A 20,918-nucleotide genomic window follows, 5' to 3' on the forward strand; every position below is an offset into this window, starting at 1 on the left:
CGTGGAATCGGCGTACCTGGTGGGGGCGGTCCGCACGGCGGTCGGCCGGCGCGGCGGTGGCCTTGCCGGGGTGCACCCGGCCGACCTGGGCGGTCACGTGATCGCCGCGCTGCTCGACCGGACCGGCGTCGACCCGGCCGCCGTCGACGACGTGATCTTCGGCTGTGTCGACACGGTCGGACCGCAGGCCGGGGACATCGCGCGGACCGCCTGGCTCGCGGCCGGGCTTCCGTCGCATGTGCCGGGCGTGACGGTCGATCGGCAGTGCGGGTCGGGGCAGCAGGCCGTGCACTTCGCGGCGCAGGCGGTCCTCAGCGGAACGGCCGATCTCGTGGTGGCGGGCGGGGTGCAGAGCATGAGCCGGGTGCCGATCGGCAGCGCGATGGCGCCCGACGGGCCCTATGTGGGTTCCGAAGGCTGGGCGGCCCGCTACGGCGACCAGGAGGTCTCGCAGTTCCGCAGCGCCGACGACATCGCGGCCACGTGGGGGCTGAGCCGGGCCGAACTGGAGGAGTGGGCCCTGGAGAGTCACCGGCGGGCGATCCGCGCGGTCGACGAGGGCCGATTCAAGTCGGAGATCCTGCCAGTTCGTGGATGCGACACCGACGAGTGCCCGCGCCGGGACACCACCGCGGAACGGATGGCCGGGCTCGCATTGCTGCGCCCCACTGGGGTCACCACGGCCGCGACGTCCAGCCAGCTCGCCGACGGGGCCGCGGCGCTGCTCGTCGCGTCCGGCCACGCGGTCCGGGCGCACGGCCTGCGTCCTCGGGCGGTCGTCCGGCACCTGTCCGCCCGCGGCGGGGACCCGATTCTCATGCTGACCGCGCCGATCGAGGCGACCGCGTATGCGCTGGCCCGGGCCGGGCTCCGGGTCGCCGACATCGACCGGTTCGAGGTCAACGAGGCGTTCGCAAGCGTGGTGCTCGCCTGGCTGCGGGAGACCGGAGCCGACCGGGCGCGGGTCAACGTCAACGGCGGCGCGATCGCCCTCGGCCACCCACTCGGCGCCACCGGCGCCCGCCTGCTGACCAGCCTGCTGCACGAGCTGGAGCGCTGCGACGGCCGCTACGGCCTGCTGACCATGTGCGAGGGCGGCGGCCAGGCCAACGTAACCATCATCGAACGGCGGTGAGGGCGGCCGCGGTCATCGCAGGTCGTTCAGGGCGGCCAGGCGGGCGTCGGCTTCCTTGATGATGCGGTCGATCAACTCGGCGCAGGACGGCAGGTCGTCGATCAGGCCGGCCACCTGGCCGGCGGACATCACGCCGGCGTCGGGGCGGCCCTCCACCATGGATCTGCGCAGCAGGGCCGGGGTGTTGGCGGCCATCAAGGTCTGGGCCCAGGACAGGGCGCGGCCGTGCCGGGCGGTGCGGCCCGCTCGCAGCAGGGCCGGCCAGGACAGGCCGGTCTCGCGCCGGAATGCGGCCGCGTGCCGTGCTGACCGGAACAGCTGGGCGAGCGGGCCGGAACGCTCCAGGGTGTCGACGAACGGGGTTCGCAGGACTCGGTGCGGTACGCCGTCGATCCGGGTGGTGACCACCGTGCCGGTGACCGCGGCGGCCAGGTAGTGGCTCTTCACCTCGGCCGAGACCGGGCTGTCCGAGGTCAGCAGGAAACGGGTGCCCATCGCGATGCCGGCCGCGCCGTAGGCCAGCGCCGCCACCAGGCCCCGGCCGTCGAAGAAACCGCCGGCCGCGACCACCGGGATGCCGACCGCGTCCACCACCTGCGGCAGCAGCAGGGTCGTCGGGACCGGGCCGGTGTGGCCGCCGCCCTCGCCGCCCTGCACCAGGACGGCGTCGGCGCCCCAGCCGGCCACCTTCTCGGCGTGCCGGCGGGCGCCCACCGACGGCATGGTCAGCACGCCGCCGTCGGCGCAGCGGCGGATCAGGTCCCGGCTCGGGGCGAGGGCGAACGAGGCCAGCCTGACATTTTCGCTGATCAGCAAGTCGATCCGTTCAGGAGCGTCCGGCGCGTCCGCCCGTACATTCACCCCGAAGGGCGCATCGGTGCGCGACCGGATGTCCCGGAGGGTGACCCGCAGCTGGTCGAGGCTCATCGTCGCTGCGGCGACGATGCCGAAGCCGCCCGCCGCCGACGTGGCCGAGACCAGGCCGGCGCCCGCGACGTAGCCCATGCCGGTCTGCACGATCGGGTGCCGGCAGCCGAGCAGCTCGGTGAGCCGGGTCCTCACCGGATCTCCTTCTCCCGCAGGCCGTCCGGATCGAGTCGCGCGATGAGCTTCCGTTCCGCGTCGGTCGGCTCCCGGGTCGGCGGCACCGGGGACGGCACCGTCAGCGGGAAACCCGTCGCCGACAGCACCGCGTCGACCGTCACGCCGGGGTGGATCGAGCGCAGCCGCATCGACCGGTCCGGCGTCGCGAAGTCGAGCACCGCCAGGTTCGTCACCACCACCCGGATCTCCACCGCGCCGCGGTCGTGGCCGACGCCGGACACCATGTCGACCTTCTCGACGAAGACCCGTGGTTCGTGCCGGGGCACCCAGTAGCTGGTCGGGTGGTTGACCGTGTTGCCGGGGGCGCCGCGCACGCCCAGCAGCTGCCGGGTGGGGCGCTGCCAGCCGCCGACGCAGGAGATGTTCTGGTTGCCGAAGCGGTCGATCTGGCTCGCGCCCATCATCACGTGCCGGGTGCCGGCCGCCACCACCGCGAACACCGAGCGGTACGGCAGCCAGCCCTCCACCTCGTCGTCGTACATCAGGGTGGCCTCGCCGTCGCTGAGCACCAGCGACGGGGCGAAGGTGAGCTGGGCCAGCCGGGCGCCGAGCTTGGGGATCAGGCCCATCGGTGAAGCCAGCACCGCGCCGTCCCCGCGCCAGGCCTCGGCGCAGGCCACCACGCAGACGTCGGCGCGGGTCATCGCGCGGCCACCGCCTTCTGGTAGCTCTCCTCGTCGCCGTCGAGGTAGGTGGCGCGGAACTGATCCCACGGGGCCGTCGCGTACTCCCGCTGGAATGCCTCGTCGCGGCCGTAGTCGGGGACGCAGCTCGTGAAGTGCGCGCCGTGCGGGGTCTCCACCACGCCGTCGACCATCATCCGGTTGAGCAGCAGGCCCTGTGGTGGGCCGCCCTCGGTCAGCTCGGCGGTGGTGACGATCCGTTCGCAGGACAGGAAGCGGCGGCGGGCGGCCAGGCAGAACAGGTCGTCGAAATACGGATCGGGGCCCAGGTAACGGCCGTTGCCGCGGCGGTCGGCGCGATTGAGGTGGACCAGCGCGGCGTCCAGGGGCACGGCCGGCATGGCGACCAGGTCGCTGCCATCGGCGTACGGCGAACGGATGGTCTTGATCTGGGGGTTGACCCGCATCACGTCGGAGCCGAGGCCGGCTCGGATCGGCAGGAAGGGCAGGCGGTTGGCGGCCGCGAGCAGGCCCCAGTAGAGCATGCCCTCGTCGAGCTCGGTCAGCTCGATCGTGCCCTCCTGGCGGGCCCGGCGGAAGTGCGGCTCGAGCGGGATGCTGTCCAGCGACACGAAACCGGTCACCACCCGGCGGACGCAACCGGCCGCGATCAACAAGCCCACGTCCGGCCCGCCGTAGGAGACCACGGTCAGGTCGCGCAGGCCGGCCCGGCAGACCGCCCGGACCAGCGCCATCGGCTTGCGCCGCGAACCCCAGCCGCCGACGCCGATCGTCATGCCGTCGTGCAGCTCGGCGACCACCTCGTCGACGCTCATCACCGTCATCGGTCCTCCAGGAACTTCCGCCGAGCGCGGTCGCCCGCGCCGTTGAGGTTGAGCTCGAAGGTGAAGCCCTGCTCGAACCGGTACGACCGCTTCACGTCGACCGGGTCGATGCCGTTGAGCGCCTCCTTGGCCCGGCGGATCACCACCGGGTCCTTGGCCGCGATCTCGCCCGCCACCGCCCGGGCGGTGTCTCTCAACAGAGGAGAGGGCACCACCTTGTGGACGGTGCCGAAGCGGTGCAGGTCGGCGGCGGTGACCGGGTGGCAGGTGTAAACCATGGTTCGCATCATCTGGGGTGGCACGAGCCGGGCCAGGTGGGTGGCCGCGCCGAGCGCACCCCGGTCGACCTCGGGCAGGCCGAACGTGGCGTCCTCGGCCGCCACGATCAGGTCGGCGTTGCCCACCAGGCCGATGCCGCCGCCGAGGCAGAAGCCCTGGACCGCGGCGATCACCGGGACCGGGCAGTCGTAGACGGCGGCGAACGCGGCCGCGCAGCCCCGGTTGGCGGCCAGCAGCACCTCGTGATCCGCCGCGCGCTGCATCTCCTTGATGTCGACGCCCGCGCAGAAACCGCGGCCCTCGGCGGCCAGCACCACCACCCGGGTCGACGGGTCGGCGCCGGCCGCGGTGACCAGGTCGGCGATGGCCAGCCAGCCGGCCGCCGGCACCGCGTTGACCGGCGGGAAATCGATGACCACCTCGGCGACGGCGCCGCGTTCCAGCTGTACGCCCATGCCGCGAGGCTAACCTAGCGCTTGCTTGGTCGGCTAGCATCGGGCGATGGATCCGCTCGACTTCACCGGCCGCGGAGTGGTCGTCACCGGCGGCACGCGGGGCATCGGCGCCGCGATCGCCACCGCCTTCCGCGCGGCGGGCGCGCGGGTGCTGGTCTGCGGCCGTTCGGAGATCGCCGACACCGACTTCGTCCGGGCCGATGTCCGCGACCCCGAGCAGGCGGCCGCGCTGGTGACGACCGCGGTGGAACGGCTGGGCCGGCTCGACGTGCTGGTGAACAACGCGGGCGGCGCGCCACCCGCACCGGCCGCGACCGCGTCGCCCCGGCTGCACGCGAAGATCATCGAGCTCAACCTGATCGCCCCGCTGCACGTCGCCCAGGCGGCCAACGCGGTCATGCAGGGTCAGGCCGGCGGCGGCGTGATCCTGATGGTGGGCAGTGTCAGCGGCACCCGGCCGTCGCCCGGCACGGCCGCCTACGGCGCGGCCAAGGCCGGCCTGCACCACCTGGCCACCAGCCTGGCCGCCGAGTGGGCCCCGAAGGTGCGGGTCAACAGCGTGGTTCCGGGGCCGGTGGGCGGTCTCGGGCTCGATCCGGAAGCGGTGGCGCGCACCGTGCCGATGGGCCGCCCGGCGACCGCCGAGGAGGTCGCCGGGGTCTGCCTGCTGCTGGCCTCGCCGCTGGCGTCCTATGTGTCCGGTGCGGCCCTCGCGGTGCACGGCGGCGGCGAGTGGCCGGGGTACCTGGCGGACCTGCGGACCACGGCGTACCCTCCGCAGAAGTAGAACGTGTTTCATTCTTCCGCACCGGAGGTGCCGGGATGGTTCTCTCGATCAAGACGAGGCGGGACGCGGTCGGCCTGGAAACCGGCGAACTGCTGATCGACGGCGCCTGGCGCCCGGCCACCGACGGCCGCACCTGGACCCACCAGCACCCGGCCACCGGCGAGCAGGTCGGCGAGTTCGCGGTGGCCACGGCGGCCGATGTGGACGCGGCGGTGCGTGCCGCCCGCCGGGCGTTCGACGAGGGCCCGTGGCCGCGGTCCCGGGCCAAGCAGCGGATCACCGTGCTGCGCCGGACGGCCGAGCTGATCCGCGCCCACACCGACGAGCTGCGCACGCTGCAGGCCCTGGACAACGGGGTGCCACTGACCTTCGGCGACGAATACGCGATGTCGATCGAGTGCGTGGCCGACGTCTTCGACCACCACGCCGGCTGGGTCGACAAGCTGGGCGGCGAGACGCTGCCCGGCTACCAGGGCGGCGAACACCTGGTGATGACGCTGCGCGAGCCGGTCGGCGTGGTGGCCGCGGTGGTCCCGTGGAACGGCCCGCTGCTGCTGGCCGCGCAGAAGCTCGCGCCCGCCCTGGCGGCCGGCTGCACGGTGGTGCTCAAGCCGTCGGAGCTGGCCACCTTCGCGGCGTTGCGGCTGGTCCGGCTCCTGGAGGAGGCCGGCCTCCCGGCCGGCGTGCTCAACGTGGTGACCGGTCCCGGCGACCCGACCGGCGAGGCGCTGATCACCCACCCGCTGATCGACAAGATCACCTTCACCGGCAGCCGGGCGGTCGGCAAGCGGGTCCTGGCCGCCGCGTCCGAGGGGATGAAACGGGTAAGTCTGGAGCTGGGCGGCAAGAGCCCGTCGATCGTCTTCGCCGACGCCGAGGTCTATGCGGCCGCCACCCTGACCATGGGCACGGTGGCGCTGGGCCTGTCCGGCCAGGCGTGCGTCGCGCATTCGCGGGCGCTGGTCCACCGGGACGTCTACGACGAGTTCCTGGCGATCGCCGAGGGCATGGCCACCCTGGTCACCTACGGCGACCCGTTCGACCCGGAGGTGACGGCCGCCCCGCTGATCAGCGACCGCCAGCTGGCCCGGGTGCTGGGTTACATCGAGCGCGGCCAGGCCGAGGGCGCACGGTTGGTCTGCGGAGGCGGCCGCCCGAACGGCGAGCTGGCCGTCGGCAACTTCGTAGAGCCCACGGTCTTCGCCGACGTGTCCAACGACGCGACGATCGCGAGAGAGGAAATCTTCGGCCCGGTGCTGGCGGTGGTCCCGTTCACCGACGAGGACGAGGCAATCCGCCTGGCCAACGACACTTCCTACGGCCTGGCGGCCACGGTCTACACGGCCGACGTGAAGCGAGCGATCCGCATGGCCCGAGCGGTCCGGGCCGGCACGGTCGGCATCAACGGCTACCAGCTGGAGCCACACGTGGCGTTCGGCGGCTTCGGCCAGTCCGGCCTGGGCCGAGAGGGTGGCCGCTCATCGATAGAGGCCTACACAGAACTGAAAACCGTCCTGATCCCCACCACCGACGAAATGATGTAGCCGGCCGTTGGTCAACGCATACGAGCGAGATCCCGCCGGGTGTAGCGCAGGTGCGCCCATTCCTCCTCCAGGATCACCCGAATGCAGTCACCGACGCTCGGACGCCAGTCACCGCCACCCCACGGGTTCTCGCGTTCCTCGGCGAGCAGCTCCGTGGTGGCCGCGGCCAGGAATTCGGCCACCAGCTGCTGCCGCCCGGCGCGCACCGCGAGGATCTCCTCGTAGGCCGGCGGGTCCACCCGGAAGATCGACATGTCGAAGCCCATCTCGCCGGCACCGGTGAAGATCTGGCCGATCTCGTGGAACGGCTGTTGCACCCGCAGGATCGCGCCGCGGAGCCAGGCATCGGTCGCCAGGATCAGGTGCCGCAGGGTCTGGGCCAACGACCATTCGTCCTCGACGTGGGCGTCCACGAGGTCCGGCGGGGTACCCGCCACGGTCGTCTGCCACGCGGACTGCACGGCGACCCAACCCTCCCGCAGCCCCTCGGGCGTCTGCGCCTTCTGCAGCTCGCGGCCCGGGAACTGCCGGTTCAGCTCGGCATCCACGAGCGGCACAACGTCGACCCCATTGACGAAGAGGCTGCCGAAGAACAGATCGTGGCTGTCGATGTCGAGTCCGTCCAGATCGACGCCGCGCATCGTCACCCCGCTGACATCGGAGAATCGCAGGGTGGCGCCCTTGAAGCTGGCCTTGACGAAGGTCGCGCCTTCGAACTCCGTCGTGCCGGAATAGGTCGTCATCGCTCCATCATCGCGGCTGCCGAGGGCAGTCGTGTGCCCTCAACGTCCACCGACGGTCACCGACAGGTCAAGGGACTCGGCGCCCGATACGACCTGAACCAACGTGCGACAGGTCTTGCCGCACTGACGCGCGATGACAGCGGCAGATCGACGCACCGCCTCGCGTGCTCGGGATGGACGGACGCCGGTGTCGGTAAGGTGAGACGCCGGCTTGGAAAGCTGCGCAGCCGAAGCGAGTAGTCATTCATCGGCAGGGTCAGTCCGGGAGAGGGAGCCGGCGAACCGCGATAGGCGCGGACAGCCCCACGGTTTTCCGGCGACCTCGGCCCGCAACGCGGGGGACGGTCGAGGGCTGGTAGTGGCGAACCTCCTGCAACCAGCGCACATAACGTTCGGTGCGTCACCGTCGGCACGAGCGCCAACGCCCTCGACGCGGCAGACCGGATGCACCGTCGCCGCGGCCTCCAACTGCTGCCGCACTCGGCACGCTGGTTTCTGCGGCCTAGATCAACACCATTTCCAGGATGTCGGGGCCTGCCAGCCCCGTTGAGGCCCCAACATCCTGAAAGTTGTGTTGATCATGAATGCTTCCGCAGCTACATACCCGAATGGCAAAGGAGGGGCTTCGTCGGCGCCGGAGAGGCGTGCTGGTTCGGGGGTGGCCTGCGGGCGTAGCCCGCTGGGTGAGTTTCGGGCCCGCCCGGCCGGCCGGCGCGGAGGGTGAGTGGGCAACCAGGCCGTCGCTGCGGCGAGGGCTGGTGCTGATGCGTACTTATCGAAGGAAAGCGCTTGGGTCAGGGGAGCAGGCGGCGGTGGTCCCAGCTCGTTATGCGGGTGGGGGTGACCACGTAGGCCACTCGCTTCGGGGCGGCGTGGGCCACGTAAGCGTTCAGGGCGGTGGTCAGCTCTTCGGGTGGTAGGTCGGCGGCTACGGGGCTGGGCATTCTGGCCGCCACCAAGCTGCCTATCTCGGTTACGCCGGGGAGGTCCTCGATCGGGGTCACCCGGCCCGTCACCTGGACGCCGCGCAGCTCGAAGTAGTCGTTGCCGTCCTCGATCAGGCAGGTCAGCCTCGGGTCTCGGGACAGGTTGCGGGCCTTCTGCGACGCTCGGTAGGTCCAGAAGACTATGCGGCCCTTGCGCATCGCGTAGAACATGCTGACCAGGTGGGGTGTGCCGTCCTGGTTGATGGTGGCCAGCTGGAGTTTGCTGCTGTTGGCCAGCAGCTTCTCGATCTCGGACGGGGGCATCGAGACCGTGTCTCGTTGTTTCATCAGTCCTCGCCCAGGGTGTAGGCGGCCAGCGGCAAGGTCTCCGAGCAGACGAAGCCGGGGCTCGGTGGGTCGGCGGTGAACACCTTGCCCAGCGTTGCAGTCAGCTCGTCAACCGTCCACTGGTCGCCGGTCGCGTGGAAAGCGGCGCGGACCGTGGGTGGGCCCAGCACCGCCACCACGTCGCCGTGGGCTACGAAGACCTCGCCGGTGATTCGCTCGCCGGCCGGGCCGGCCAGGCAGGTGACCAGGGGGGCTATTCGGGACGGGGACAGGGGATCGGGGCCTTCGGGGGGCGGGCCCATCAGTGAACCGGTCATCGCCGTTCGGGCCCGTGGGCAGATGGCGTTGGCGCGCACCCCGTAGCGGGCGCAACCCCGCGCGGTGGCCAGCGTGAGCGCGACGATGCCGCCCTTCGCCGCCGCGTAGTTGGGCTGGCCGGCCGAACCGAGCAGGAACGCCTCGGAGGCGGTGTTGATGATCCGGGCGTACACCGGGGCGCCGTTAATTTTGCTTTGCTTTCGCCAGTACGCGGTGGCCAGCCTGGTGGTGACGAAATGGCCGCGTAAGTGAACGCGGATTACCGTGTCCCACTCCTGCTCGGACATCGAGAAGATCATCCGGTCGCGGAGTACGCCGGCGTTGTTGACCAGGATGTCCAGGCCGCCCAGGTCCTCGGCGGCGGCCAGCAGCGCCTCGGCGGTGGACCACTCGGCGATGTCGCCGGGGCAGACGATCGCGTCGTCGATCTGCGCCTCGACCGCGTCCAGGCCGGGGCCGGGCAGGTCGTTGAGCACCAGGCGGGCGCCGGCCGCGGCCAGCGCGAGCGCCTCGGCCGCGCCGAGACCCTGGCCGGCGCCGGTCACCACGGCGACTCTGCCGTCCAGGGTGGCCATCTCAGTAGCCCGGGCCGGCCAGCAGGCCGCCGTCGGCGACGAACTCGGCGCCCGTCGTGTAGGACGATTCGTCGGACGCCAGGAACGCGACCAGGCGGGAGATCTCGATCGGCTCGGCGAAGCGGGCGATCGGCAGGGCCTTCAGAAACGCGGTCGGGTCGACGTCGGTCAAGTGTTCGGCGGCGGCGATCGCCATCGACGTCATCACGCCGCCGGGGTGCACCGAGTTGACCCGGATGCCGGCCGGCCCGAGCTCCTGCGCGGCCGAGCGGGTGATGCCCCGGATGCCGAACTTGCTGGCGCTGTAGGCCGAGAGGCCGGCCGCGCCGGCGAAGCCCTCGATCGACGACACGTTCACGATCGAGCCGCCGCCGGCCGCGATCATCGCGGGCGCCGCGAAGTGCACGCCGAGCCAGCAGCCGACCAGGTTGACGTCGATGACCCGGCGGAACTCGGCCGGGTCCATCTCGGCGATCGGCGCGTGCCGCAGGATGCCGGCGTTGTTGACCAGCACGTCCAGGCGGCCGTGCGCCTCCACGGTCGCGGCGATGGCGGCGGTCCAGTCATTTTCGCTGGTCACGTCGTGGTGCACGTAGAGGCAGCCGAGACCGTCGGCGACCGCTTGGCCGCGGTCGTCGAGCACATCCCCGATGACCACCCGGGCACCCTCGGCGGCGAAGTGCCGGGCGTGCGACTTGCCCATGCCGCGCGCACCACCGGTGATCAGAGCGACCTTGCCGTCGAGTCGTCCCACCCCAGCCTCCCGACCCAGAACCAAGCGCTTGCTCGGGAGCGTAACACCGTCAGCGCGCGGTGATCCCGTCGAAAAGCAGCCGCAGCAGGCCGTCGACGATCTCGTCGGTCTTCCACGACTTGCCCCGCGCCTGCTTCCACGAGGTCGGGATCCACAGGATGTCGCGCAGCAGCCGGTAGATCAGCCGGGCGTCGAGGTCGGCCCGGAAGTGCCCGTCCTGCTTGCCCCGCTCCAGCTGGGCGATCCAGTTCAGCTCGATCTCCCGCATCGCCGCCCGCAGGTAGGCGAAGCGTTTCTGGGCACTGAAGTAGGCCCAGTCGTTCTGCAGCATGGTCAGCGCGGCCCGGTGCCGGCTGAGCGCGGCCGTGCTGGAGCGCACCATCCGCTCGATCGCGACCCGCGGGTCCTGGGTGCCGGCCGCCGCCTCGCGGTAACCGGCCAGGACGTCGTCGAGGAACTCGCGGAGGATCTCGTCGCCGATCGACTCCTTGGAGTCGAAGTGGTGGTAGAGGCTGCCGGACAGGATGCCGGCCGCGTCCGCGATCTCGCGGACCGTGGTGGCCCGGAAACCCTTCTCGGCGAACAGGTCGGCGGCGTGCCGGATGAGATCGGCGCGGCGCTCCGACGGCGGTGCGGCCTTCTTGGCGGTGGTCACCGGCCGATCCTACTTGCCCAAACGCTTGCTCGGTCCTAGCGTAGAACGCGTTCTAATTTGCGAGGGAGGTGGCGAGGTGCGGGCCGCGGTACTCCACGATCTGGGCGAGAAGCTCGACATTCGCGATGATGTGACAGTCCTCGGGCCGGGCCCGGGCGAGGTCCGGCTCCGCGTCCGCGCGGCCGGGGTCTGCCACTCCGACCAGTCCGCCCGCGACGGCGGGCTGCCCCAGCCGGTGCCCGCGGTGCTCGGCCACGAGGCGGCCGGCGACGTCCTCGAGGTCGGCGCCGGCGTCGACGACCTGGCGCCCGGCGACCGGGTCATCGTCAACTGGATGCCCTCCTGCGGCACCTGCGCCGAGTGCCTGCGCGGCGAGCCGTTCCTGTGCATGACGCACGTGCTGACCGGCTACGTGATGCCCCGATTCATGGCCGGTGACCTGCCGGTGTTCGGGATGGCCGGCTGCGGCGCCTTCGCCGAGGAGATGGTCGTGCCCCGGATCGGCGTGGTGCCGATCGACGCCGACGTGCCCTACGAGGTCGCCGCGCTGGTCGGCTGCGGCGTGATGACCGGGGTCGGCGCCGTCGTCAACACCGCGCAGCTCCGGCCGGGCGACACCGCCGTGGTCATCGGCTGCGGCGGCGTCGGCATCTCCGCCATCCAGGGCGCCCGGCTCTCCGGCGCCACGCTCATCGTCGCCGTCGACACCGTGCCGGCCAAGCTCGACGTCGCCCGCCGCTTCGGCGCCACCCACGCGGTCACCCCCGACCAACTCGGTGACCTCGTCACCGAGGTCACCGCCGGCGAGGGCTTCGATTACGCCTTCGACGTGGTCGCCCTTCCACAGACTTTGCGTACGGCGTGGAACGCGGCCCGCCGCGGCGGCACGATCGTGGTGGTCGGCGCCGGCCGCGCCGAGCACCAGGTCGAGTTCAACCCGTTCGAGCTGCTCTTCGAAGGCAAACGGATCATCCCGTCGCTGTACGGTTCGGCCCACCCGCCGCGCGACTTCCCCCGCCTGATCGCGCTGTGGCGGGCCGGTCGGCTCGACCTGGAGGGCATGGTCTCGCACCGGCTCCGGCTGGAGGAGGTCGACGACGCGCTCGCCGCCCTCGGCCGCGGCGACGTGATCCGCCAGGTGATCATCAACGACGGCGCCTGACATGCGGCTCGGCATCCAGCTGGGCTACAGCGGTCAGGCCAATCCCTCGATGACTTGGGCCGATGCGGTCGAGGAGGTCGTCGAGTTCGAGGCGGCCGGCGCCGAACTGGTGGTGGTGCCGGAGGCGTACAGCTTCGACGCCGTCAGCCAGCTCGGCTACCTCGCCGCCCGCACCAGCCGGATGGAGCTCGCCTCCGGGGTGATGCAGCTCTACACCCGCACGCCGACGCTGACCGCGATGACCGCGGCCGGGATCGACTACGTCTCCGGCGGCCGTTTCTCGCTCGGCCTCGGCGCCTCGGGCCCTCAGGTGATCGAGGGTTTCCACGGGGTGGCCTACGACGCGCCGCTCGCCCGCACCCGCGAGGTGGTGGAGATCTGCAGGAAGGTGTGGCGCCGCGAAACGCTCGTGCACGACGGGGCGCACTACAGGATTCCGAGGGCGGGTAAGCCACTCAAGCTCATCAACCGGCCGGTCCGCGACCGCATCCCGATCCTGCTGGCCGCCATGGGCCCGCGCAATGTCGCACTGGCGGCCGAGATCGCCGAGGGCTGGCAGGCGCTGTTCCTCGACCCGGCCGCGCTGCCCGAGGTGTTCGGCCCGGCGCTCGCCGAAGGCCGGGCGCGGCGTGACCCGGCGCTCGGGCCACTCGACATCATGGTGCCGCTGCCGTTCGCGGTGGCCGACCCGACCGAGGAGCTGCTGGCGCGGCATCGTGCGCAGCTCGCCCTCTACATCGGCGGAATGGGCTCCCGCAGCCGCAACTTCTCCAACGACCTGGTCGGCCGCTACGGCTACGCCGACCAGGCCGCGACGATCCAGGAGCTGTTCCTCAGCGGCCGCCGGGCCGAGGCGGCCGCCGCCGTGCCCGACCGGCTCGTGCACGCCACCGCCCTGGTGGGCCGCCCCGCCGAGCTGCGCGAGCGGGTGGCCGCGCTGGCCGCCGCGGGCGTGACCACCCTGCTGGTGTCACCACTGGCCGCCACCCGCGCCGAACGGGTCAAGGACATCGCCGAACTGAAACACGTTCTCATAGATAACTCCCTTTGACATCAAGGACAGCGCGTCAGATAGTAGAACGCGTTACAGCTCCAACGTCCGAGGAGCTCACATGTCCGCTCACCTCAAACGGCGCCAGGTCCTCGCGGGCGCCGCCGCTCTCGGAACCGGCCTGGTCGCCGGTTCGTCCGCGCTCGGCAGTCCGGCGCGGGCCGCCCAAGCGGCGTACGACGTCGTGGTCATCGGTTGTGGTGCGGCCGGCATGACCGCCGCGCTGCGCGCGGCCAAGCGTGGGCTCAGCGTTCTCGTGGTGGAGAAGGCGCCGACCTTCGGCGGATCGGCGGCCCGCTCGGGCGCCGGGATCTGGATCCCCAACAACCAGGTCATCCTCGCCGCCGGGGTGCCGGACACCCCGGCCAAGGCGGCCACCTACCTCGCCGCGGTGGTGAACGGGGACGTGCCGACCGCGAAGCAGCAGGCGTTCCTCGACAACGGCCCGTCGATGATCTCGTTCGTGATGGCGAACAGCCCGCTGCGCTTCCGCTACATGGACGGCTACTCCGACTACTACCCGGAGCTGCCCGGCGGCATCGCGCAGGGCCGCTCGATCGAGCCGGACATGTTCGACGGCAAACTGCTCGGCGCCGAGCTGGCCAACCTCAACCCGGCCTACCTGCCGACCCCGGCCGGCCTGACCGTGTTCAGCGCCGACTACAAGTGGCTCAACCTGGCCCTGGTCAACCTCAAGGGCACCGCGGTCGCGACCGAGTGCGTCGCCCGCTACACCGCGGCGGTGCTGGCCGGGAAGACCCCGCTCACCATGGGGCAGGCGCTCGCCGGGGCGCTGCGGGCCGGGCTGGCCGGCGCGGGCGTGCCGGTCTGGCTCAACACCCCGCTGACCGATCTGCAGCGGGACACCGCCGGCCGGGTCACCGGCGTCGTGGTCACCCGCAACGGCGTCGCGACCGGCATCACCGCCACCCGGGGCGTGCTGGTGGCGGCGGGCGGGTTCGAGCACAACCTCGCGATGCGGCTGGCCTACCAGCGGCAGCCGATCGGCGTCGACTGGACGGTCGGCGCCAAGGAGAACACCGGCGACGGCATCCAGGCCGGGCTGCGCGCGGGCGCGGCCACCGACTTCCTGGACGACTCGTGGTGGGGGCCGGCCATCCCGCTGCCCGGCGAACCGTATTTCTGCCTGGCCGAGCGCACCCTGCCGGGCAGCCTGATGGTGAACAGCGCCGGGGTGCGGTTCGTCAACGAGGCCGCACCGTACAGCGACGTCGTGCACGTCATGTACGACAAGAACGGCATCACCCCGGACATCCCGGCGTGGCTGATCTTCGACCAGAACTACCGCAACCGCTACCTGTTCCGCGACGTCTCGCCCGCCCTGCCATTCCCCGACGACTGGTATTCGTCCGGCGCCGTCGTCAAGGACTGGACCCTCGGCGGGCTGGCCGCCAAGATCGGCGTGCCGGCCGCGGCGCTGTCCGCCACCGTCGCGAAGTTCAACGGCTTCGCCCGGACCGGCAAGGACACCGACTTCCAGCGCGGCGACAGCGCGTACGACCACTACTACACCGATCCCGCGGTGACCCCGAACTCCTGCCTCGCGCAGCTCTGGCTGGCGCCGTACTACGCCTGCAAGATCGTGCCGGGGGATCTCGGCACCAAGGGCGGCCTGCGCACCGACCCCCGTTCCCGGGTGGTGCGGGCCGACGGCACGGTCATTCCCGGCCTGTACGCGGCGGGCAACTCCAGCGCCGCCGTGATGGGGCACAGCTACGCCGGGGCCGGCTCCACGATCGGTCCCGCGATGACGTTCGGCTACATCGCCGCCAACGAGCTCGCCGGAGGTGCCTGAGATGACCCGACGCCGTACCGTCCTGCGGGCCGCCGTGCTCGGCGTCCCCGCCGCCGCCCTGCTCGCCCGGGCCTCCGCCGCCGGGGCCGCGCTGTCCGACGGCGACCACGTCCCCGCGCTCGTCATCGGCACCGGCTACGGCGGCGCGGTCACCGCGCTGCGCCTGACCCAGGCCGGGATCGCCACCGCCATGGTCGAGATGGGGATGGCCTGGACCACCGCCGGCTCGGACGGCAAGGTCTTCTGCGACATGCTCAACCCCGACCAGCGCTCCTACTGGCTGCGCACCACCACCGATCAGCCGGTGGGTTACTTCCTCGGCATCAACGTCAACAAGTCGATCACCCGCTACACCGGCGTGCTGGACTCGGAGAAGTTCGCGGGCATCCGGGTCTACCAGGGCCGCGGCGTCGGCGGCGGCTCGCTGGTCAACGGCGGCATGGCGGTGGTGCCCAAGCGCGACTACTTCGCCCAGATCCTGCCGTCGGTCGACGTCGCCTCGATGTACGACACGTACTTCCCGCGCGCCAACGCCGGGCTCGGCGTCAACGCGATCGACACCGCCTGGTTCGAGACCGCCGACTGCTACCGCTTCGCCCGGGTCAGCCGCGACCAGGCCAAAGCCTCCGGCTATACGACGACGTTCCTCAACAATGTGTACGACTTCGGGTACATGAAGCAGGAGCAGGCCAGTACGGTTCCGCGGTCGGCGCTGGCCAGCGAGGTGATCTACGGCAACAACTACGGCAAGCGGTCGCTGGACAAGACCTACCTGGCCGCCGCGGCCGCCACCGGCCGGCTGTCGATCACCGCCCAGCACGTGGTCACCGCGGTCACGCCGGCCGCGGCGGGCGGCTACTCGGTGACGATGAACCAGATCGACACCAGCGGCGCCACGGTTGCCACCAAGACGGTCCGGGCCGACCGGGTGTTCTTCGCGGCCGGCAGCGTCGGCACCAGCAAACTGCTGGTCGCGATGCGGGCCCAGGGGAAGCTGCCGGACCTGCCGGCCGCGGTCGGTCAGGGCTGGGGCAACAACGGCAACGTGATGGTCGCCCGGGCCCAGCACATCTGGAACACCACCGGCGCCCTCGAATCCGGGATGCCGGCCATGGGCATCGACAATTGGGCCGACACGGCCGGACCGGTCTTCGCCGAGATCGCGCCGTTCCCGGCCGGCACCGAGCTGTGGATCAGCCTCTACCTGGCCATCACCAAGAACCCCAACCGGGCCGCGTTCACTTTCAACACGTCGACCGGGGCGGTGGATCTGAGCTGGCGTACGGCGCAGAACCAGCCCGCCATCGACGCGGCCAAGCGGGTCTTCGACAAGATCAATTCGGCCCAGGCCACCGTCTACCGCAGCGACCTGTTCGGGTCGAACAAGGTCTGGGGCGACGACCTCACCTATCACCCGCTCGGCGGCTGCATCCTCAACCAGGCCACCGACAACTACGGCCGGCTGACCGGCTACCCCGGGCTGTACGTGATGGACGGCTCGCTGATCCCCGGCAGCACCGGCGTCAACCCGTTCGTCACGATCACCGCCCTGGCCGAACGCAACATCGAGAAGATCCTGGCCACGGACATCTGACGCCCGCCACCCCGCTACGATTAATCGATCAAGCGGGGAGGCGTGGGCGTGGCGGCCAAGAGCACGACGGGCAAGCGGGTCACCTTGCGTGACGTCGCGGCCCGGGTGGGCATCACGCCGGCGGCGTGCTCGATGGCGCTGGCCGACAGCGACCGGATCAGCCCGGCCACCAAGGCGGCGGTCCGGCAGGCCGCCGCCGAGCTCGGCTATGTCGGCAGCTCGGCGGCGCGGGCCCTGCGCAAGCAGCGGGCCGGCGCGATCGCCCTGATCGTCCCGACCACCTCGCGGCACGTCTTCGGGCACAGCTACTTCATGCACGTGCTCAGCGGCGTCACCTCGGTGGCCAACGACCACGACACCCAGGTGCTGATCGCCACCAACGCCGACACCGCGCGCGGGCTCACCGCCTACGAGCGGGTGATGCGCTCCAACAGCGCCGACGGGGCCATCCTGACCAGCGCCGCGATCGAGGACGAGACGGTCGACCGGCTGCTGGCCAGCGGCCTTCCGCTGGTGCTGATCGGCAACTTCCCGCGGCTGACCGACGCGATCACGATCGGCGTCGACGACCGGCGGGCCTCGCGGGCCGCGACCGAGCACCTGATCGAGGTGCACGGCCGGCGCCGCCTGCTGCACCTGACCGGGCCGCTCGACCACCAGACCGGCGTCGACCGGCGCGACGGCTTCCTGGATGCGGTCACCGCCGCCGGCGTCGGGGCCGACGCGATCGTCCTGGAGGGTGACTTCAGCGAGGAGTGCGGGCACCGGCTGGTCGACAGGCTGGCCGACGGGTTCGACGGGATCGTGGCGGCCAACGACGACATGGCCTTCGGGGCGCTGACCGCGCTGCGCGAGCGCGGCCGCCGGGTGCCGGGGGATGTCGCGCTGATCGGCTTCGACGACTTCGGACTGTCCCGGGTGACCACCCCGGCCATCTCCACCGTGAGCGTGCCGGCGGAGGAGATGGCCGCGACGGCGACCGAGCGGCTGCTGAAGCTCATCGACGGCAAGCCCGCCGAGTGGACCCGCCGGGACGCCGAGGTCAGCTTCCGCTTCCGTCAGTCATGCGGTTGCGGCTGAGCCGGCCGGCTCCGCTTCGCTCCGCGGTCAATCGCCTTTTGGCGCCGATGAGATGGCAGACCGACTGCCCTCTCATCGGCCGTCGATGGAAACGATCGACCGGATCAGCGAAGCGTCCAGCTTGGGCTGCCGATCCGCGGTGACCAGGCCGTTCGCTTCCTGCATGGTGTCGGTGAGCTGGGTATAACAGGTGCCGGCCAGCTCGGGCGACGCCCGGAGCGCGGTGTAGAGCGCGGCCAGCCGTTCCGCGAAATCCTCGGCCGAGGCGGCCGCCGTGTAACCCCAGGACCCCGCGCCTTCCGGCGCGAACTTGATGCCGCCGAACTCCGTCAGCATCAGCGGTGCGTCAGCGTCGATCGGATCGCGTACGCGCATCCGCCGCCCCGCCGGGCCGATCCCCTCGCCCAGCCGTTCGCGGGCCCCCGGGCCGTAGCGAGACCGCAGCACCGCCGGGTCGTCGTCGTAGTCGTGCACGGACAGGATGTCGGAGCCCACGTGCTCCCACCCGTCGTTGGCGATCACCGGCCGGGTGCCGTCGACGGCGTGGGTCAGCTCGTACAGCCCGCGGACGAAGGCGGCCTGCCGCGGGTCGTGCGCGACGTGCTGGATGCCCCAGCTCTCGTTGTGCGGCACCCAGGTGACGATCGACGGGTGCGAGCGGTCCCGGTCGAGCACCTCCAGCCATTCGCGGGTGGTGCGGGCGACGGCGGTGGCGGAGAACTCGTAGGCGGCCGGCGCCTCACCCCACACCATCAGGCCGAGACGATCGGCCCAGTAGAGGAACCGGGGGTCCTCGACCTTCTGATGTACGCGGGCGGCGTTGAAGCCGAGCCCGAGGATGAGCCGGACCTCGTCCTCGAGCGCCCCCGCGGTCGGGGCAGCGAGGTGCGACGACGGCCAGAACCCCTGACTGAGCACCGACCGCAGGTAGTAGGGCCGGTCGTTGAGCAGGAACCGCCCTCCGCCCACAGCCGTGGACCGCAGCCCGAGGTACGAGGCGACCTCGTCCCCGCCGACCCGGACCGTCGCGTCGATCAGCGTCGGCCGCTCCGGCGACCAGAGCAGTTCCTCATAGGCCTGCCCGTTCTCCTGGCCGGGCAGCGTGATCGTGGCGACCGCGCGCTGAGCGGTGACCGGGACCCGCACCGAACCCAGGGACAGGTCGTCATGCCACAGCTCGATCTCGCACGCCGTGCCCGGCGACGGCGGCCGGTTGAGGCCGATCTCGGCGCGCACCGTGGCGGCCGGCAGGTCGGCCGTCCAGTGCAGGCTCTCCACCGCCACCGCGGGGGTCGCCTCCAGCCACACCGGCTGCCAGATGCCGGAGGTCCGGTCGTACCAGATGACGTGGGCGTCGCGCCGCCAGTCCTGTTTGCCGCGGGGCTGCCCGACGTCGGCGGCCCGGTCCTCCGCCCGTACCCTAATAACTTGATCTTGATCGGGTTTTACATGGTCCTGCACGTCGAAGCCGAACGGGGTGTGGCCGCCCTCGTGGTCGCCGAGCTTGGCGCCGTTGAACCAGACCGAACAGCGGTAGTCGACCGCGCCGAACCGCACCACCAGCCGGGGCCTCGGCCCAGGGTCGTAGCCGGCCGCGACGATCGTGGCCCAGGGGATGTCGCGCTCGTACCAGAGGACGTCGTGGAACCCCGTGTCGCCGATGCCGGACGCGGCCGACTCGGGCGGGAACGGCACCGTGATGGTCCGCGTCCAGTCCGGCTGGTCGTAGCCGAAGCGCCATTCGCCCGACAGGTCGGCCCACTGCGAACGGACCAGCTGCGGACGAGGGGTCGGATCGTCCTGGTGGGCGGCTCTCATGCGCTGGTCTCCTTCCGGTACGCCGTGGAGGCCTCGGTCTCCGACCGCAGCAGTTCTCCGTCCACGGTCTCGGTGACGTGCAGCAGTCCCATCCGGCGTAGGAACGGCGTGACGCCCTGGGTGACGTCGGCGTAAACCTCGGCGGTCGGCGTCGCACCGCTGCCCGGATCGAGCATGAACTCCTCGACGTTGCGGCCGCCCGAGGCGAACGACCAGTCGACGAAGTCGAGCAGCGGCCACCAGGTGTAGCCGCGGATGTCCAGGCCCTCGGCGCGCAGCCGGCGCACGGCCGCGATCGAGTCCTCGGCCCACCGCCGGCGGGTGCTCTCGTCGCCCTCGATGCTGGTCTCGGTGACCGCCATCGGCAGACCGTACCGGTCGTGCGCGGTCCGCAGCGCGTACTCCAGTCCCTCGGCCCACCGGTTCTCGGTGACCTGCCGGATCTGACCGTCCACCTCCTCGATCACCCGCGGCGTGAGGTCGGGGTAGTAGTTGACGCCGAGGACATCGATCACCGGCACGTCCACGAGAAACCGGTCGAGGTCGTCCGGGGATGCGCCGTTGGCGAGCAGCCACGGAAAGAGCGGATGACCGGCGTCGACCCGGCCGAGCAGCAGGTCGGTCGGCAGATGCCCGATCCCGGCCAGCAGCGCGGTGTGCTCGGCCAGCGAGGACGGGGAAGAGGAAGAGGACGAATACATGCTGGCCGCCTCGACGTGCACGATCACCGCGTCCGGGTTGGCCGCCCGCACTCCGGCGATGGTCTGCCGGATGCCCTCGACGATCGACACGGTCACCCGGGTCCAGCCGGTCCAGCCGGTCAGCGCGGGCGGCCACACGCCGCGCAGCCCGCAGAACGACGCGGTGGTCAGCGGCTCGTTCAGCGGCGTCAGGTGGTCGACGACACCGCGGTAGCGGGCCGCGAACGCGGACGCGAACGCGGCGATCGCCGCCGGATAGCGCGGGTCGGCGAACGCGCCGTCCAGCCAGGTCGGCGTGCCGTAGTGGACCAGGTCGGCGATGACGGTCAGGCCGAGCTCGGCGGTCGCGTACTCCAGTCGTACGTCGAGCTCGGACCAGTCGTAGACGCCGGGCGCCGGGCAGACCCGGGGCCAGCTGACGCCGTACCGCAGGCCGCCGGCACCGAACTCGGCGGCCGCCGCCATGTCGTCGCGCCACCGGTCGTCGTGGCCGGTCAGCGCGTGCTCGTCGAGCCGGGACATGCCCGAGCCGGCCGGTGGATAGACGCAGGTGTCCTCGATGCCCAGCAGCCACTGGAGATCGCCGGGGGAGAAGAATGGCACTG

19 protein-coding genes are annotated in these 20,918 nt (G+C 71.5%); 8 read left to right on the forward strand and 11 right to left on the reverse strand.

Annotated features, from left to right (window positions below):
• Position 1: 1 nt before the first annotated feature.
• A complete protein-coding gene (locus tag Adu01nite_RS40975) occupies positions 2–1,135 on the forward strand; it encodes an acetyl-CoA C-acetyltransferase (RefSeq protein ID WP_203734751.1) in 1,134 nt (377 codons plus the stop codon).
• A gap of 12 nt (positions 1,136–1,147) precedes the next feature.
• Here Adu01nite_RS40975 and Adu01nite_RS40980 read toward each other — a convergent pair whose 3' ends face one another.
• From Adu01nite_RS40980 to Adu01nite_RS40995, 4 genes are read right to left on the reverse strand one after another with little or no spacing between them, the layout of a single operon-like run.
• Positions 1,148–2,197: an NAD(P)H-dependent flavin oxidoreductase gene (locus tag Adu01nite_RS40980; RefSeq protein ID WP_203734752.1), complete on the reverse strand. Its 1,050-nt coding sequence runs from the start codon at positions 2,195–2,197 to the stop codon at positions 1,148–1,150.
• A complete protein-coding gene (locus Adu01nite_RS40985) occupies positions 2,194–2,883 on the reverse strand; it encodes a CoA-transferase subunit beta (RefSeq protein ID WP_203734753.1) in 690 nt (229 codons plus the stop codon). Before Adu01nite_RS40985 ends, Adu01nite_RS40980 begins: the two co-directional genes overlap by 4 nt.
• On the reverse strand, positions 2,880–3,707 hold the full coding sequence (locus Adu01nite_RS40990) for a CoA transferase subunit A (RefSeq protein WP_203734754.1): 828 nt from the start codon (positions 3,705–3,707) through the stop codon (positions 2,880–2,882). Before Adu01nite_RS40990 ends, Adu01nite_RS40985 begins: the two co-directional genes overlap by 4 nt.
• A complete protein-coding gene (locus Adu01nite_RS40995) occupies positions 3,704–4,441 on the reverse strand; it encodes an enoyl-CoA hydratase family protein (RefSeq protein ID WP_203734755.1) in 738 nt (245 codons plus the stop codon). Before Adu01nite_RS40995 ends, Adu01nite_RS40990 begins: the two co-directional genes overlap by 4 nt.
• A 46-nt stretch (positions 4,442–4,487) precedes the next feature.
• Here Adu01nite_RS40995 and Adu01nite_RS41000 point away from each other — a divergent pair, with 46 nt between their 5' ends.
• Positions 4,488–5,228, forward strand: a complete 741-nt coding sequence (locus Adu01nite_RS41000; RefSeq protein WP_203734756.1) for an SDR family oxidoreductase — start codon at positions 4,488–4,490, stop codon at positions 5,226–5,228.
• 35 nt (positions 5,229–5,263) lie between these two features.
• On the forward strand, positions 5,264–6,772 hold the full coding sequence (locus Adu01nite_RS41005) for an aldehyde dehydrogenase family protein (protein WP_203734757.1): 1,509 nt from the start codon (positions 5,264–5,266) through the stop codon (positions 6,770–6,772).
• A gap of 11 nt (positions 6,773–6,783) precedes the next feature.
• Here Adu01nite_RS41005 and Adu01nite_RS41010 read toward each other — a convergent pair whose 3' ends face one another.
• From Adu01nite_RS41010 to Adu01nite_RS41030, 5 genes are all read right to left on the reverse strand, one after another.
• Positions 6,784–7,515 (reverse strand): DinB family protein, encoded by a 732-nt coding sequence (locus tag Adu01nite_RS41010; protein WP_203734758.1) that lies wholly within the window; start codon positions 7,513–7,515, stop codon positions 6,784–6,786.
• A gap of 794 nt (positions 7,516–8,309) precedes the next feature.
• Positions 8,310–8,789 (reverse strand): pyridoxamine 5'-phosphate oxidase family protein, encoded by a 480-nt coding sequence (locus Adu01nite_RS41015; RefSeq protein ID WP_203734759.1) that lies wholly within the window; start codon positions 8,787–8,789, stop codon positions 8,310–8,312.
• Entirely contained in the window at positions 8,789–9,682 is an 894-nt protein-coding gene (locus tag Adu01nite_RS41020) for an SDR family NAD(P)-dependent oxidoreductase (RefSeq protein WP_203734760.1), read from the reverse strand. The genes Adu01nite_RS41015 and Adu01nite_RS41020 overlap by 1 nt, the downstream gene beginning before the upstream one ends.
• Position 9,683: 1 nt before the next feature.
• Complete coding sequence (locus tag Adu01nite_RS41025) at positions 9,684–10,436, reverse strand: glucose 1-dehydrogenase (protein WP_203734761.1); 753 nt, start codon at positions 10,434–10,436, stop codon at positions 9,684–9,686.
• Between the two features lie 49 nt (positions 10,437–10,485).
• Positions 10,486–11,091: a TetR/AcrR family transcriptional regulator gene (locus Adu01nite_RS41030; RefSeq protein ID WP_203734762.1), complete on the reverse strand. Its 606-nt coding sequence runs from the start codon at positions 11,089–11,091 to the stop codon at positions 10,486–10,488.
• 76 nt (positions 11,092–11,167) lie between these two features.
• On the opposite strand from Adu01nite_RS41030, the gene Adu01nite_RS41035 reads away from it, so the two are divergent.
• The 5 genes from Adu01nite_RS41035 (at position 11,168) to Adu01nite_RS41055 (ending at position 17,794) form a co-directional block, all read left to right on the forward strand.
• Positions 11,168–12,253: a Zn-dependent alcohol dehydrogenase gene (locus Adu01nite_RS41035; RefSeq protein ID WP_203734763.1), complete on the forward strand. Its 1,086-nt coding sequence runs from the start codon at positions 11,168–11,170 to the stop codon at positions 12,251–12,253.
• A 1-nt stretch (position 12,254) separates the two neighbouring features.
• A complete protein-coding gene (locus Adu01nite_RS41040; protein WP_203734764.1) occupies positions 12,255–13,304 on the forward strand; it encodes an LLM class F420-dependent oxidoreductase in 1,050 nt (349 codons plus the stop codon).
• Between the two features lie 61 nt (positions 13,305–13,365).
• Positions 13,366–15,120, forward strand: a complete 1,755-nt coding sequence (kstD, locus tag Adu01nite_RS41045; RefSeq protein WP_275414765.1) for a 3-oxosteroid 1-dehydrogenase — start codon at positions 13,366–13,368, stop codon at positions 15,118–15,120.
• Position 15,121: 1 nt separating this feature from the next.
• Positions 15,122–16,714, forward strand: coding sequence for a GMC oxidoreductase (locus Adu01nite_RS41050; RefSeq protein WP_203734765.1), 1,593 nt, complete (start codon positions 15,122–15,124; stop codon positions 16,712–16,714).
• Between the two features lie 48 nt (positions 16,715–16,762).
• Entirely contained in the window at positions 16,763–17,794 is a 1,032-nt protein-coding gene (locus tag Adu01nite_RS41055; protein WP_203734766.1) for a LacI family DNA-binding transcriptional regulator, read from the forward strand.
• Positions 17,795–17,866: 72 nt separating this feature from the next.
• Here Adu01nite_RS41055 and Adu01nite_RS41060 read toward each other — a convergent pair whose 3' ends face one another.
• A complete protein-coding gene (locus Adu01nite_RS41060; protein WP_239133097.1) occupies positions 17,867–19,612 on the reverse strand; it encodes a glycoside hydrolase family 2 protein in 1,746 nt (581 codons plus the stop codon).
• Entirely contained in the window at positions 19,609–20,916 is a 1,308-nt protein-coding gene (locus Adu01nite_RS41065; protein WP_203734767.1) for a family 1 glycosylhydrolase, read from the reverse strand. The genes Adu01nite_RS41060 and Adu01nite_RS41065 overlap by 4 nt, the downstream gene beginning before the upstream one ends.
• Between the last annotated feature and the right edge of the window lie 2 nt (positions 20,917–20,918).

The sequence above is a fragment of the Paractinoplanes durhamensis genome (genome assembly GCF_016862175.1).
In the GTDB taxonomy this organism is placed as follows: domain Bacteria; phylum Actinomycetota; class Actinomycetes; order Mycobacteriales; family Micromonosporaceae; genus Actinoplanes; species Actinoplanes durhamensis.

Coding starts and splice junctions, on each gene's coding strand:
- Adu01nite_RS41060 (WP_239133097.1), bottom strand. CDS start 19,612: ATGAGAGCCGCCCACCAGGACGATCCGACCCCTCGTCCGCAGCTGGTC.
- Adu01nite_RS41020 (WP_203734760.1), bottom strand. CDS start 9,682: ATGGCCACCCTGGACGGCAGAGTCGCCGTGGTGACCGGCGCCGGCCAG.
- Adu01nite_RS41050 (WP_203734765.1), top strand. CDS start 15,122: ATGACCCGACGCCGTACCGTCCTGCGGGCCGCCGTGCTCGGCGTCCCC.
- kstD (WP_275414765.1), top strand. CDS start 13,366: ATGTCCGCTCACCTCAAACGGCGCCAGGTCCTCGCGGGCGCCGCCGCT.
- Adu01nite_RS40990 (WP_203734754.1), bottom strand. CDS start 3,707: ATGACGGTGATGAGCGTCGACGAGGTGGTCGCCGAGCTGCACGACGGC.
- Adu01nite_RS41000 (WP_203734756.1), top strand. CDS start 4,488: ATGGATCCGCTCGACTTCACCGGCCGCGGAGTGGTCGTCACCGGCGGC.
- Adu01nite_RS41010 (WP_203734758.1), bottom strand. CDS start 7,515: ATGACGACCTATTCCGGCACGACGGAGTTCGAAGGCGCGACCTTCGTC.
- Adu01nite_RS40985 (WP_203734753.1), bottom strand. CDS start 2,883: ATGACCCGCGCCGACGTCTGCGTGGTGGCCTGCGCCGAGGCCTGGCGC.
- Adu01nite_RS41005 (WP_203734757.1), top strand. CDS start 5,264: ATGGTTCTCTCGATCAAGACGAGGCGGGACGCGGTCGGCCTGGAAACC.
- Adu01nite_RS41040 (WP_203734764.1), top strand. CDS start 12,255: ATGCGGCTCGGCATCCAGCTGGGCTACAGCGGTCAGGCCAATCCCTCG.
- Adu01nite_RS41015 (WP_203734759.1), bottom strand. CDS start 8,789: ATGAAACAACGAGACACGGTCTCGATGCCCCCGTCCGAGATCGAGAAG.
- Adu01nite_RS40995 (WP_203734755.1), bottom strand. CDS start 4,441: ATGGGCGTACAGCTGGAACGCGGCGCCGTCGCCGAGGTGGTCATCGAT.